Genomic DNA, 12,515 nt, shown 5'->3' on the forward strand with positions numbered 1-12,515 from the left:
ACTTTAATTGCCTTGTAAGTATTCAAATTCAACGATTTGGATCAGGCATTGCATCCGGGCTGCCAGGCGCTTGCGTCTAACGACAGTCATTTCATCCTGTAACTGCTTCATTTGTATCATATCCATAATGCCCTTTTGTAATTTTTTTGTCGAGAGCCCGATATTGTCCCGGGCGAGCGCTTCCTTTTTTTGCAGGCTTGCGAGCTCCTGCCGGGCACGGTCATAGCCGATTTTTGCGGCCAGGAACGCCTTGTTGCCGCTGCTGATACCGGCCTGTCGTTCGGCCTCGGCCAGTAGCACACTTTCCTTGTCCTTTTTGAGCTGGTAGTGCATTTGCGCCATATCAAAGATGGGCATTGAAAGCCGGAGCCCTACATACCCTGAAGAAAACCATTTCGAGCGGGTGATAAAGCTGGCCTCACTGCCAAAGCCGAGCCGGCTATAACCGCTGACGGCAGATAGTTTTGGATATAATGCGGCCGTGGATTCTCTGACAGCAGCCCTGGCGATGTCAACGGTCAGGCTGTCTTGTGTAAAATCGGGTAAGCGTTGCGCATTGAAATCAGTTTGTGGAGCGGCTTCCGGAAACAAAATACCACCCGTATCGATCGGAATTGAATCGGCGAGGGGGAAGCCCATCCAGAATTTAAGGTCCAGCAGTGATTGCTGGTACGAAGCCTGGATACCGGCCGCTTCGTCACCCAGGTCTTCGAGTAATGTGAGTGATTGGTTTACCGCGATCTGATCCGTAATACCCTTCTCAAAGTTCAATGCGATTAACCGGTGGCTTTCCTGAAAATCCCGGACCCTGCCTTCCGCCGCATGGTAATCCTGCTGGTGCAGGACGGCAGCATAGTAGGCCATGCGGACATTTTTGGCCACCAGTTTTTGTTCTGAATGGTTCTGACTGGCCTTTAGCTGCTGTTCGAGCATCGAAGTTTTGATCTTCTTCCATCCTTCTGCATCGACCAGGCTGAGATTGGCTTGCAACCCGGCATTTCCCATCCAGGGTGTCCCCAGACGGACGGGAATAAACGTACCCTGCGGCTGACCGAGCAGTTCACCGGGAAAAACCTGGACAGGTATCTGCCAGTAATGATCCAATGAGGCCGAACCGGTTACTGCCGGCAGCAGCATGGCTTTCGACTGGCTGGCAGCCGTAGTGGCGACGGCCAATCGCTGTCGACCCGCCGATAGTTCCCGGTTATGAGCGGCTGCATATTCCAGACATTTATCCAAAGTCCAGACGGATTGTGCTGTACAAAACCGGGTTGCCATCATTGAAAGAGACAACCCAAGTCCCATTGCTAGCATCTTGTTCTTTAAGTTCATCATAAAAAGAACTAAAAAGTTAAAATTTTAACCGTCAAGCTCAATCGTCCGCTTCCAGCGTTCGAGAATAATGGGAAATTCGACCAGCAGCATCTTATAAAGAATAGCAACTTCACCCAATTCCTTATCGAACTGGTCCTGAATACCGCGCGCCCTGCGGACATCGTCCAGGATGCTAAAGAACTGCTGATAACGGGAGGTCATCTCTTTCTCATTGAAAAGGCTACGCATGTTCACAAAGAAAAAACGCCTGCGCTTTCCGCCGACAGTCCGGAAGCTGGCCATCCCTGACGCCGTCAGCATTTTAAGTGCGTTCGAGACGGCACTTTTACTCACATTGAAATACGCGACTAAATCCTCGAAAACCGCGCCCTCCTTGCCTGTTAGCAGTAGATAGGTGAAAACCCTTGCAGCTACCGGTGTTAGGCCCATATGCTCCAGGTGGCTGCTATGCTGTTCGATTCGTTCTCTATGCTGCTCCAAAATCCCTGTTATCTAACTAACAGTAAAAGTAATGTCATTTGGTTCTCAAAAACAAGAACCAGATGGTAATTATTTGTTAGTTTGATTATGCAACTACCGGAGCGACCTGAGATACAGTATGCCGGCACAGCCCGAAATGATGGAAGCGAGCAAAATACCGTAGCGGGCGCTGTCAACGTGAACGGGATCGGTGAAAGCAAGGCCGGTGATGAAAAGCGACATCGTAAAGCCAACCCCGGCCAGAAGGGCCACCCCAAATATATGCTTCCAGGTCGTCTGGGCGGGAAGCCGGGAGATACGTAGCCTCACCATCAGCCAAGTGAACGAAAACACGCCGATCAGCTTCCCCACAACAAGGCCGGAGATTACGCCGATGCTGACAGGGTTAACCAGTGAAGCAAAGAAGTTGCTTCCGATGTGCATACCGGAATTAGCCAGGGCAAAGACCGGCATGATCAGGAAGGCCACCCAGGGATGCAGCCCGTGCTCTATTTTTTGAAGCGGGGTCTCTGCATCCTGGCTAATTGTCTTGATCCGCTCGATGATATGATGCTGCTGGGCGGTCATAAGCGGCCCATGCAGCGGGATAGCCCGCTCGAACTGGTCGGTATAGTCCTTGATCTGATCAATGTATTCCGATTCGCGGATCTTGGTGCGAGCAGGTATTGAGAAAGCAACCAGGACACCCGCAATGGTTGCATGTACGCCCGAGAACAGGAAGCAAGCCCAAACAATGACACCCAGGATCACATAAATCAGCGTACTTCTCACACCCAGGAAATTAGCAGCGACCAAGGCGGTCAAAAAGATGGCAGCGAGTGCCAGATAAGCAAAGGATATTTGAGCAGTGTAGAAAAAAGCGATGACCAGGACTGCACCAAGGTCATCGGCTACGGCCAGCGCCGATAAAAATACCTTAACCGGAGCTGGGATGTGCTTACCTGCCAACGATAAAAGCCCGAGCGCAAAAGCAATATCGGTGGCCATCGGGATACCCCAACCTGAAATCGACGGCTGGTTAACATTGATGATACTATAAATCAACGCCGGGACCAGCATCCCGCCCAGGGCAGCCCCCATAGGAAGGCTTGCTTTTTTGACCGAAGACAGTTCACCTGCCATGAATTCGCGTTTGAGCTCAAGGCCGATCACAAAAAAGAACAAGGCCATCAGTCCGTCGTTGATCCAGACATGTAAGGGATGCTTGAAGGAGCCGTCTCCTAAACCAATGGAAAGCTCAGTTTCCCACAGGTAATGGTAGGACTCTGAAAAAGACGAGTTGACCCAAACAAGGGCTGCTATGACTGATACAAAAAGGATAATGCCGCCTGTAAATTCCTGGTGAATGAAGCGGTGAACAGGTTTTAATAAACGATCGATCGGAGATTTGGGCATCGGTAGCTGGTAAACTTTGGCCAAATATAGACTAAAAAAGGAGCTTTCGCCTGCGTCTCTTCTGTTCTGGCCAGTTAAGAAATAGTCCGATTATCTCCCTGTTTTTGGGATCGGGGGGCTAAGGCGATCATTTCACCTGCGGACTTACAAAGCCTGGAAGCCACAGCGCTAAAAAGAAGAAAACAACGCTAAATACCATGGCCAGCACGTAAATCCATCGCAGCTCCCTGAGCTTTGCTTGTCCTAATTTCTGTTAACGGGTACCTGTTGCGCTATGGAAAAAGGTAGGCCGAAATTTTGTAACCTAGATAGAACATCAAGCTACCTGCAAGCAGCCTCAGGACAGAGTTATTCCTGATCAGTACATAAGGCACGCTGCCAATAAAGCAATAAAAAATGTAAATCCAGATCGGGATCGGTAAAAAATAGAGGATCAGCCCCATAACAAACATCGGACCGTGAGCTCCTTCGGCGTACCGTTCATCCCTGCTGTTTTTGGTTTCGTTATAGCAATAGTCTCTAAAGCTTGAAAAGAAATCCCTGAGCGTAATTCATTATGGTTATATAGAAAACAAAAAGCGGCCTGTCCAAGCAGATAGGCCGTTTCAATTTACCCTCCATAAATAGTAGTGGAAATAGGACGCAAAAATGCATAAAAAGCCCGCATCCCGCAAATCAGAAGGGCTCTTCATGCCGCATAAAGGCATCTGGCCACCTGCTTTGCTGGAAGAGCCAAACCAGTACCAGGTTATAGCCACCGGCGAAATGTAAAACAAACTTGTCTTTTCGATGAACATACGCTACATTAGAATAACAATTAACGACATTGGTGCATGGTCAAACTATTTAAACTCTTGGGCTGGGCATTGGTATTGTCAGGCATCTGTGTGGTGTTCCTGGATCGTTCCCCTAATGCGGAGCTTCCGCTGCTGGTTGGGCTTTTCACGGTTTTTATCGCAGGGAAAAAAACAGAGGACGAACGGTCGCAGCAGCTGAAATCCTCTTCTGCTTATATCGCTTTGGTTCTGAGCTATGCCACCAAGCTGATCAGCTCAAATCTTTATGAGCATCATATACTTAGTTTCAGTCTGTCCGATATTAACTATTTTCTGATCCTGGTCTTTGGCATGGCGATCATTCTGTTTTACGCAAGGCTATATCTGTCTGCCAGATAAGGTATTAAAGCATGAAGAACTTTTGAAAGTCCGGCGGGCTAATGAAAATATCACGCAGGCCGAACTTGCAGCCGGGGTCGGTGTTTCCCGGCAAATGATCAATTCGATTGAAATCGGGAAATATGTCCCCTCTACGCTGCTCGCCCTTAAAATAGCCTCGGTCTTTGGTGCCAGCCTGGATGATATCTTTAAGCTGGAAGAAAGTGATTGGCAATAAAAGGCCTGTATAACTAATCTGGTTCCGTCGCATATGGGTTATGACTTTGCCATCAGGTTAAAGATCAATCCCGCAACTGGTCAATAGGAGTTCTTGCCATTTTTATCGAGTTGCTTCCAGACAAATCCAGGCCGCAAAAAACAAGCGGGCACGTTAATCCTGCGCTATCTGAATTTTGAATATAAGTTACAATCTAATGGCGTCTTATCGGCAGGATTTTGCTTTCTTTGGTACTTGCCCAATAGTATTTCTAAAATCTTAATATATCCCAATTTAATGGAGGAGGTTGTCAATTTTATCAATAGTTTGATATGGAGTAATGCACTTATAGCCCTTTGTCTTGCGACAGGAATTTACTTTTCAATAGTTACCCGTTTTTTGCAAGTCAGGTACATCAGAGATATGGTTGCACTGCTTTTCGGTGGTAAATCCTCCGATGTTGGCGTTTCTTCTTTTCAGGCATTTGCCATCGCCATTTCTGGCAGGGTAGGCACAGGCAATATCGCCGGTGTAGCCACAGCAATTGCCATGGGCGGACCTGGCGCGGTATTCTGGATGTGGGCCATTGCGTTTTTGGGGGCGGCCTCGGCTTATGTTGAAGCTACGTTGGGGCAAATTTATAAAACCGTCCAAGATGGTCAGTACCGTGGCGGCCCGGCTTATTATATTGAAAAAGGGCTCGGTATCAAATGGTACGCCAACCTTTTTGCATTCGCTACGATTCTAAGCTGTGCCCTTTTCTTGCCGGGCGTGCAGAGTAACAGTATCGCCACCAGCGCGCTCAGCGCATTCAATATCCCGGTCGAAATGACAGGCGGGGTCGTTACCATTTTGCTGGGACTAATCATCTTCGGCGGCGTGAAGCGCATTGGCAAAGTCGCTGAATTCGTAGTGCCGTTTATGGCCGGGGCCTACATATTGATGGCATTGATTGTTATCGGGCTAAATATCGGTGAAGTGCCTTCCGTATTCGCGTTGATATTCCGGTCAGCGTTTGACCTTGAACCTGCTTTCGGCGGGATTTTCGGAATGGCGGTTTTGTGGGGCGTCAAAAGGGGAGTTTATTCCAATGAGGCCGGACAGGGGACCGCTCCGCATGCGGCAGCTGCGGCCGAAACAAGTCATCCTGCCAAACAGGGTTTGGTGCAGGCCTTTTCGGTATATGTCGATACGCTTTTTGTTTGCACCGCCACCGCGCTGATGATCCTTTTTACCGGCCAGTACAACGTTGCCGATCCTGACGGCGGCTTTCTGGTCGAGAACATTCCCGGCGCAGCTATGGGTGCAGCATTTACCCAGAGTGCTATTAATGTGCATTTTCCTGCATTGGGTAGTGGTTTTGTAGCCGTAGCGTTGTTGTTTTTTGCATTTACCACCGTCATGGCCTATTACTACATTGCCGAGACCAACCTAAGTTATCTGCTGAAGGGAACAAGCAGCAAAGCATACCTATGGGGACTTCGCATCCTGATTATGGCTGCCACATTTTACGGTTCGGTCAAAACCGCCGAATTAGCCTGGACGGTGGGTGACATTGGGGTAGGACTTATGGCCTGGCTGAACATCATCGCCATTCTACTGCTGCGCAAACCAGCGTTGGTGGCGTTAAATGATTATCAAAGGCAAAAAGACAGGGGCCAAAATCCTGTGTTCAATCCCACAGAACTTGGGATCAAAAACACACAGGAGTGGGATTGAGAAGGGGCGCTGCGGATGTAATGTAAATGAGAAAATTTAGATATAAAGTTATCTATCTTGATGTATAATCAAGATAAAAACCGCTCGCTTATGTTAAGTGATAGAACGATCTACGGTCTGATAGTCTTTTACTGGCGCATTTATGGCCGTATTTAGTTCAGGCCTGGCATGCGTACAGCGTCGCTAGACCATTCTGCGAGATTCCCAGACCAGCCAAAAACCAAGTCCTTACGGGCGGGCTGGCGTTTTTGAGTGGCGTGCTTTGGACTTGGCTGTATTTTAGGCATTAACAATTTATGGAACATGGATCAGGCCCAAAAAGAAGAATTGCCACTGGATTGGTGGCACTTTATGATTATCGGAAGTTTTTTGTATTCGATGTTTTATACAGTAGCCGAGAAAATCGTGACGGTTGAAGGGCTACCATTCCAATATTTTGTATTGTCTTGAGTGCTAGCTTTTGCCATAGAAGCTGCACTATATTTTTCCATACGGAATTGGTCGGGACGCAGCAAGACTGCTGCGGTCGTGAGGATCGGATTTATCTGGCTAGGGGTTTGTCTATTTGTTGGCCGCTAAATTAAAGAGTATGAACTGGGTATTGGCTTCGGTAGGTATTTTGCTGATTTTGCTGGGTATAGCTATCTGGCGTTTCGGACTAGTTGGTTGGTTGAGCAATGTCCCTAAGGGAGGTGAAATCATTGACAAAAAGAAAGCGGCCAGACTTGGTGGGAGTTATTTAAGCCTAGTTGGGATATGCTTCATGGCTTTTGGATACGCTGTCGGAAATTTACCAGATCAGACGATAATGTTGATTGTAGCATGCTATATTCCAGTCAACATGGTCGTCTTGGTTTCGTACCTGGTGGTCCAGAGCAAGAACATGCGTAGGTAGTGTAGGATGACCGGGTTCGAAATTTAACGAGTATGGACAAGGAGAATTACCATTAAATCTGTTTGGTTTGACGAGAGAAGCATCGTTATTCGGATGACATCAGGTGAAGAGCGGAGTATGCTGCTGGAATGGTTTCCCAGACTTTTCAACGCTTCTCAGGCAGAGCGCGAGCAGTTTGAACTTTCCGCCTTCGGCATTCATTGGTCCAATCTAGATGAAGATTTAAGTTCTGAGGAATTTGAGTTTATCGGAGTGAAGTGTTGATGTCGAGAAAGTGGCGTAGGCGGCTGAACTGGGCTCACTGCCTGATGTTTTCGAGGATGATTTGTGAAAAGCAAACTTCTACGTTCTCAGAAGACAGAATTTCTGTGTCAGAATTTTCAAAACGCGAGGGCTATGCCAACGGTCTTCTTTGACTGTGACTCTTGTGTTTAGATAGTCAAGCCCTTGCATAAAGCCAATTAAAGCCGAAACGTGAATGTCCAGGTAGCATGTTAATTGAATCGGTTTAAGGCGGAGCTTTATGTCAGAACCGGTAATTGAGAATAAAGTTGGCATGTACCATGTTGACTTTATTAAATACATACCGGTCATTGCCATAAATCCTGCCTAGTTTGTCTTTGCGGACAACCAGCAGAAATGCGCTGAGTCCTTTCAGATATTGGTCAAATTGATAAGTAAGGCCTAAATTAACTTGTGAATAGCCAGGCATTCCATATTTGTTTAGCTGGAAATTCCTGACATCAGGCAAATGGAAATATCCTCCGCTCAGCGTTAGTTCAATATGCTTTCCCGGTTTAAAGCGGGTATTCACGGTAGCGGCTGTCAAGTCGCCGAATCCGTCGTTACGCTCACGGGGCATAAAGGTGTAGAACGGCTCTTTACCCCATTCTCTCGGCATCAAGTACCGCCCACCGGACCCGATGTGCGTTGCATTCAGATGCCAGTCAAATCTTGTAGACTCTTGTCCTACGCGTGTTGAGATTACTACCGAACCGCTGCCGGGCTGCGCGTAGGCTATTGAGGCGTCAGGGTTCCCCCCGTTTCCTGCGGTGTTCTGCATTGTGAACTGGGCACTTGCCAACCAGTTTGTTTCCCCTTTGGCTTGGAACCTCCACTCTGTTTTTACAAAAAACGTATTCAGGACATTGTCCACGTAGGTGTCCCATGCCTGTATCTCCCAGTTCTTTTTTCTGTAAGTAGCGCTAAAAACCGCGATGAAATCCGCATCTGTCTGTCCCTTGTACTGCGAGGATGTTCCGGCGGGGCCAATCCCAACGGGATACATTCCGATACTTTCGCCCACTCCGAACCAGCGCATGGTTGAGCGGGGCGAGATCCGCCATAGGTACTCGCCATGTAGTTTCAAATGTTGGCATTCCTGGATGTCCAGCACGGCACCCTCGGTCAAGGTCCGGCTCATACGTCCGTCCTGTGGGTTGATAAAGGGTGTTTCAGGAATCTGTCGACCGATGGTCAGTATGGATTTTTTGCCAAGATGAGCTTTGACGTATAATTCCTCCAGGCGACTAAGATCCTGGTGATTATTCGGGCGTTCGATATCAAAAAGACCAATTTCATAGCGGTTTACCATCGAGGTGGCCGGATCAGGACTGGCAAGATCCGATGAGGCCAGGTTGAATATGAAAAAGCTGCTGATCCCCAGCTGAAATCGCTGAAAGAACTTTGGTGTTTGGTAACCAATTCCGGCACCCACTGCCCAGGCGTGGTAATCGGTCAGGTGTTTTTGGTTTAGGGTTGCCGACCAGTAGGACCTGGCATGGCCGTAAAACTTCCCTGTTTTTAAGAAATGCCGAAACGTGTTCGTGTCCCTGACTGCCCCCTGCGACTTTTGTAGTTTTTGTGCTGAAAGCGGGGAATTAGTTAGCATCGGCCATAGGGCGAGAAGAAAAAGGTGTCTTTTCATAAATACAGGTTTTCTTCCTCAGGCGCTGCCATCGAAAGATATTTAGTATTTAAACTTTTATGTTGCTTTTGCCAGTCTTTTATTGGATTGAAAGGTCCATACTTGTGCTGTTTTTCGGGAAACGGATCGGCGTAGGGGCCAAAAGGGTGGTCGAATGGCTTACTTGCCGGATCGGGCCAGTCTTTACTCAGGTCCTTCTGAGGGCGGGGCATTGAATTTATGAAAGCAGCTACATCCCAGGCCTGCTCGTCAGTGAGCTGCGGGGCATCGTAAGAAGCGCCGAGCGGCATGTTGACCTTCACGTATCCTGCCAAATTGGAAATTCTGTAAAGCCCCGCCCCGGTATTGTAACTGTGCTTTCCCCAAAGAGGAGGAAATAAATAGTGCATTTCATCGGAGGCAAGGACGCCTTCGCCAGCCGTCTGATGACAGCTCTGACATTTTTGTTCGTATACCACTTTGCCCGCAACCGGGTCGGCAGCACGTTCAAGATCATGTATTTTATAGATCCCCGAGCCCTCAGGTAGCTTTCTAGGCGGAACACCCGTTCCCATCCATCTCATGTAAGCCAGTAAGGCCGTCATTTCATTACTTTGCTCATCGAGGCGCTCTCCGTTCAGGCTTCTCTCAAAACAATCGTTGATCCGTTTCGTCTGGGTTTCAATCTTTCCCGAGCGTGCCCTGAACTTGGGATATGTAGCCTCGACTGCGAAGTAGTTATTTCCCCAGGGTTTGCCGCCCGCGTCCAGGTGACAGTTCTGACAATTCATGCCATTGGACAAATGTTTTACACGGCCTTTCGGGCCCAGATAATCCGCTGTATGTACAATCAGTTCTTTTCCGTATCTGACCATTTGCTGCTCCGCCGGGGAGAGTTTTGAAATATCCTTTTCAGACGGGCCTTTCCACGGCATATGCGGGTCTTTATTGGCCGGTTTAATTTCAGTGACCTCCTTGCCGGTCGGTACAGCTGAACCGAATTCCCGCGCGCCGAACGGCACAGTAAGCAAGAGTATGAGCAATAACCCCAGAGCAACGCCCAAAAGGGCGACAAGCAGCTTTAGCGAGCGGATTAATTTAACAACTGAATCATCGGGAGACATCATTAATGACGATTATGTATATACGCATGTTGCATTGATTTGAGCTTTTCATGTCTTCTCATTTTGCTATTACGGAAAGTATTGTGTGGTGGTGTGGCTTACAGCATCCATTGAACGGGTCACGATTTGAAGAAAATTTCTTTTGAAATGATATAGATGCCCATCACGAGCACAAACCAGCCAAAAAACTTTTTGAGCTTTTCGCCTGATATAAATTTGGCAAGGAACGATCCAAGAAAGATTCCCACTATGGATAGCGATGTAAATTCCAAAAGGAAAGTCCAGTCAATGGTCGTATTTGAAATATCACCAGCAAAACCAATCAGTGATTTAGCTGCAATGACCAGTAGGGAAGTCCCAACTGCCATTTTCATGGGCAGTTTTGCCAATAAAACCAATGCCGGGATGATTAGAAACCCACCTCCCGCGCCAACAATGCCGGTGAGCATACCTACCACCCCTCCTTCAAGCCCGATCAGCGGATAGTTGAATTCAAGCTCGCCGCGGGCTTCTTCCGGCTCTGATTTATTTTCTTTGATCATCGAATAGGAGGAAGCCAGCATCACCAGGGCGAAAAAGAGCATGATCCCCATATTTTTGGTTACTTCCAAGCCGCCAAGGGTAAACAGTGAATCCGGTATGATCGGAACGAAGTATTTTCGTGTGAGAAATACGGCGACAAAGGAAGGAATGGCAAAAACAAGGGCCGCTTTGTAGTTGACAAGCCCTTTGCGCATAAAATTGAATGAGCCTGCCAACGAAGTGGTACCTACAACAAAAAGGGAATATGCCGTTGAAAGCACCGGATTGATACCCATTACGTATACGAGCACTGGCAATGTGAGTATACTGCCTCCGCCGCCGATTAGCCCAAGGCTTATCCCGATCAATATGGAGGCCGAAAATCCCAAAACTTCTGTGGAGTTCATGTTTTGATGAGATTATTGAATTAATTACCCTGCAAAAGTACCTGCCGCAAAAGCCCTGGTCAGTGATAAATGTTACACATGAAAAATTACATCAGCGATTTGTAGGAACTCCAATACAGTTTCGGCAAAAAAGTACCGAAGAGCAGATCGCCGAAATTGATCACCATGTTACCCTGCAATCCCCGCCACTTTGTAACAAATGTCACAAAGCATTAGGCTGCTTTTGTGCAACTTGGCGGCCCAACATAAATAAGACACAAATGAATGTTTTCAGACTCGCAAGCCTGGCCATACTTATGGCACCCTCGCTTTCGGCCATCGCACAGAAGGCAGATCCACCTGTATTCAATGTTGCCCGGGCAACAAAAAAAATGTATAAAGCGATTTATCAGCTTAATTCCGACGATGATAAGAAAATAAAGGCGACGCTGAAGAACATCCAGAACGCGCTGGATGATCCGCGATTGAAAGGGAAAATACAGATTGAGTTGATTGTACACGGAGGCGGTGTGGCGCTTTACATGAAGGATGGCCCTTATCAGGCCGAACTTGAGGCACTGCTGAATAAGGGTGTAATACTGGCTCAATGCGAAAATACCTTGCGGGAAAGAAAGATTGGTAAGCAGCAACTGTGGCCATTTGTTTCATTTGTGCCCAGCGCGAACGGTGAACTGATCATACGGCAGGCCGATGGCTGGGCTTACATACATCCTTAATAATTCCTCAAAAATGTATAAGGCAATCATACAGCTGACCTCGGACGATAGAAGAGTGTATCGCAGTATGATCCGGCAGGTCAACAACCTGCTGGATTATTTTAGCGGCGACATCCAGGTCAGGATAGTTTGCCATGGTGCGTCTCTGCCGTTCTGTATGGCTGAGAGCAACGTGTTCCAGAGTGAAATCCAGGCGCTGCTCTTGCGTAGAGTTGTCGTTGTCGTGTGTCACAACATGCTCGTTTCAAATGGCAAATCAGAAACCGGCCTCATTGCCGGCCTGGAAATAATCCCTTCCGCAATAGCGGACCTGGTAATTAAACAACAGCAAGGATGGAGTTATGTAAAGGCTGGCTAATGAGCATTGACATAGTTTATTTTCTGACCAACGAACTGATCAATAGTCCGCCCATCACAGCACCATAAAGGGTTGAATTAACCGGGTTGGACGTAATGGGGCATGTACCAGAAGAGCAGCCTATAAAATGGTAATACAAATAACCTAAGACTGACCCGATCGCTATGCCCGCTAAAGGATACCAGATTGAAGCTTTTTTCATCATTGAATAAAGTTTTCGGCACATCAACGCAAGATTATTGAGTGCATAGTGAAAATAACAGGGGATAGGTTCCAACCGCTCTCCC

General features: G+C 47.7%; 14 protein-coding genes. 7 read left to right on the plus strand and 7 right to left on the minus strand.

Features of this window, described 5'->3' with window-relative positions; all coding sequences use genetic code 11:
- Positions 1-3 precede the first annotated feature (3 nt).
- From IEY24_RS00580 to nhaA, 3 genes are all read right to left on the minus strand, one after another.
- The gene (locus tag IEY24_RS00580; RefSeq protein WP_188927642.1) at positions 4-1,335 is read right to left on the minus strand and encodes a TolC family protein; all 1,332 of its coding nucleotides are present in this window, start codon (positions 1,333-1,335) and stop codon (positions 4-6) included.
- Between the two features lie 24 nt (positions 1,336-1,359).
- Positions 1,360-1,815, minus strand: coding sequence for a GbsR/MarR family transcriptional regulator (locus IEY24_RS00585; RefSeq protein WP_188927644.1), 456 nt, complete (start codon positions 1,813-1,815; stop codon positions 1,360-1,362).
- Positions 1,816-1,908: 93 nt separating this feature from the next.
- A complete protein-coding gene (nhaA, locus tag IEY24_RS00590; protein ID WP_188927646.1) occupies positions 1,909-3,210 on the minus strand; it encodes a Na+/H+ antiporter NhaA in 1,302 nt (433 codons plus the stop codon).
- Between the two features lie 648 nt (positions 3,211-3,858).
- On the opposite strand from nhaA, the gene IEY24_RS32905 reads away from it, so the two are divergent.
- The 5 genes from IEY24_RS32905 (at position 3,859) to IEY24_RS00610 (ending at position 7,459) form a co-directional block, all read left to right on the plus strand.
- Positions 3,859-3,981 carry a hypothetical protein gene (locus tag IEY24_RS32905; RefSeq protein ID WP_262892311.1) on the plus strand — a complete coding sequence of 41 codons (123 nt, stop codon included), beginning with the start codon at positions 3,859-3,861 and terminating at the stop codon, positions 3,979-3,981.
- Between the two features lie 62 nt (positions 3,982-4,043).
- Entirely contained in the window at positions 4,044-4,385 is a 342-nt protein-coding gene (locus IEY24_RS00595) for a hypothetical protein (RefSeq protein WP_188927648.1), read from the plus strand.
- A gap of 22 nt (positions 4,386-4,407) precedes the next feature.
- Positions 4,408-4,602, plus strand: coding sequence for a helix-turn-helix transcriptional regulator (locus tag IEY24_RS00600; RefSeq protein WP_188927650.1), 195 nt, complete (start codon positions 4,408-4,410; stop codon positions 4,600-4,602).
- Positions 4,603-4,878: 276 nt separating this feature from the next.
- Complete coding sequence (locus tag IEY24_RS00605; RefSeq protein WP_188927652.1) at positions 4,879-6,300, plus strand: alanine/glycine:cation symporter family protein; 1,422 nt, start codon at positions 4,879-4,881, stop codon at positions 6,298-6,300.
- 946 nt (positions 6,301-7,246) lie between these two features.
- Entirely contained in the window at positions 7,247-7,459 is a 213-nt protein-coding gene (locus IEY24_RS00610) for a DUF2442 domain-containing protein (RefSeq protein ID WP_262892344.1), read from the plus strand.
- A gap of 262 nt (positions 7,460-7,721) precedes the next feature.
- Here IEY24_RS00610 and IEY24_RS00615 read toward each other — a convergent pair whose 3' ends face one another.
- The 3 genes from IEY24_RS00615 to IEY24_RS00625 all read right to left on the minus strand — a co-directional run bounded on the left by IEY24_RS00615 (position 7,722) and on the right by IEY24_RS00625 (position 11,154).
- Positions 7,722-9,122, minus strand: coding sequence for an OprD family outer membrane porin (locus IEY24_RS00615; protein ID WP_188927654.1), 1,401 nt, complete (start codon positions 9,120-9,122; stop codon positions 7,722-7,724).
- A complete protein-coding gene (locus IEY24_RS00620) occupies positions 9,119-10,228 on the minus strand; it encodes a c-type cytochrome (protein WP_229221073.1) in 1,110 nt (369 codons plus the stop codon). The genes IEY24_RS00615 and IEY24_RS00620 overlap by 4 nt, the downstream gene beginning before the upstream one ends.
- 116 nt (positions 10,229-10,344) lie before the next feature.
- Positions 10,345-11,154, minus strand: a complete 810-nt coding sequence (locus tag IEY24_RS00625; RefSeq protein WP_188927656.1) for a sulfite exporter TauE/SafE family protein — start codon at positions 11,152-11,154, stop codon at positions 10,345-10,347.
- 260 nt (positions 11,155-11,414) lie between these two features.
- Between IEY24_RS00625 and IEY24_RS00630 the strand changes: the two genes are divergently transcribed.
- Positions 11,415-11,870, plus strand: a complete 456-nt coding sequence (locus tag IEY24_RS00630) for a DsrE family protein (protein WP_188927658.1) — start codon at positions 11,415-11,417, stop codon at positions 11,868-11,870.
- Positions 11,871-11,883: 13 nt separating this feature from the next.
- On the plus strand, positions 11,884-12,228 hold the full coding sequence (locus IEY24_RS00635) for a DsrE family protein (protein ID WP_188927660.1): 345 nt from the start codon (positions 11,884-11,886) through the stop codon (positions 12,226-12,228).
- 16 nt (positions 12,229-12,244) lie between these two features.
- Here the strand turns inward: IEY24_RS00635 and IEY24_RS32690 are convergent, their stop codons facing one another.
- Complete coding sequence (locus IEY24_RS32690) at positions 12,245-12,454, minus strand: DUF6132 family protein (RefSeq protein WP_308420576.1); 210 nt, start codon at positions 12,452-12,454, stop codon at positions 12,245-12,247.
- Between the last annotated feature and the right edge of the window lie 61 nt (positions 12,455-12,515).

The sequence above is a fragment of the Dyadobacter endophyticus genome (genome assembly GCF_014641595.1).
In the GTDB taxonomy this organism is placed as follows: Bacteria; Bacteroidota; Bacteroidia; order Cytophagales; family Spirosomataceae; genus Dyadobacter; species Dyadobacter endophyticus.

Excerpts from the sequence above, each read along its gene's own strand:
- IEY24_RS00605 (WP_188927652.1), top strand. The coding sequence starts at position 4,879 with ATGGAGGAGGTTGTCAATTTTATCAATAGTTTGATATGGAGTAATGCA.
- IEY24_RS00635 (WP_188927660.1), top strand. The coding sequence starts at position 11,884 with ATGTATAAGGCAATCATACAGCTGACCTCGGACGATAGAAGAGTGTAT.
- nhaA (WP_188927646.1), bottom strand. The coding sequence starts at position 3,210 with ATGCCCAAATCTCCGATCGATCGTTTATTAAAACCTGTTCACCGCTTC.
- IEY24_RS00580 (WP_188927642.1), bottom strand. The coding sequence starts at position 1,335 with ATGATGAACTTAAAGAACAAGATGCTAGCAATGGGACTTGGGTTGTCT.
- IEY24_RS32905 (WP_262892311.1), top strand. The coding sequence starts at position 3,859 with ATGCATAAAAAGCCCGCATCCCGCAAATCAGAAGGGCTCTTCATGCCG.
- IEY24_RS00595 (WP_188927648.1), top strand. The coding sequence starts at position 4,044 with ATGGTCAAACTATTTAAACTCTTGGGCTGGGCATTGGTATTGTCAGGC.
- IEY24_RS00625 (WP_188927656.1), bottom strand. The coding sequence starts at position 11,154 with ATGAACTCCACAGAAGTTTTGGGATTTTCGGCCTCCATATTGATCGGG.
- IEY24_RS00615 (WP_188927654.1), bottom strand. The coding sequence starts at position 9,122 with ATGAAAAGACACCTTTTTCTTCTCGCCCTATGGCCGATGCTAACTAAT.
- IEY24_RS32690 (WP_308420576.1), bottom strand. The coding sequence starts at position 12,454 with ATGTGCCGAAAACTTTATTCAATGATGAAAAAAGCTTCAATCTGGTAT.
- IEY24_RS00620 (WP_229221073.1), bottom strand. The coding sequence starts at position 10,228 with ATGATGTCTCCCGATGATTCAGTTGTTAAATTAATCCGCTCGCTAAAG.
- IEY24_RS00630 (WP_188927658.1), top strand. The coding sequence starts at position 11,415 with ATGAATGTTTTCAGACTCGCAAGCCTGGCCATACTTATGGCACCCTCG.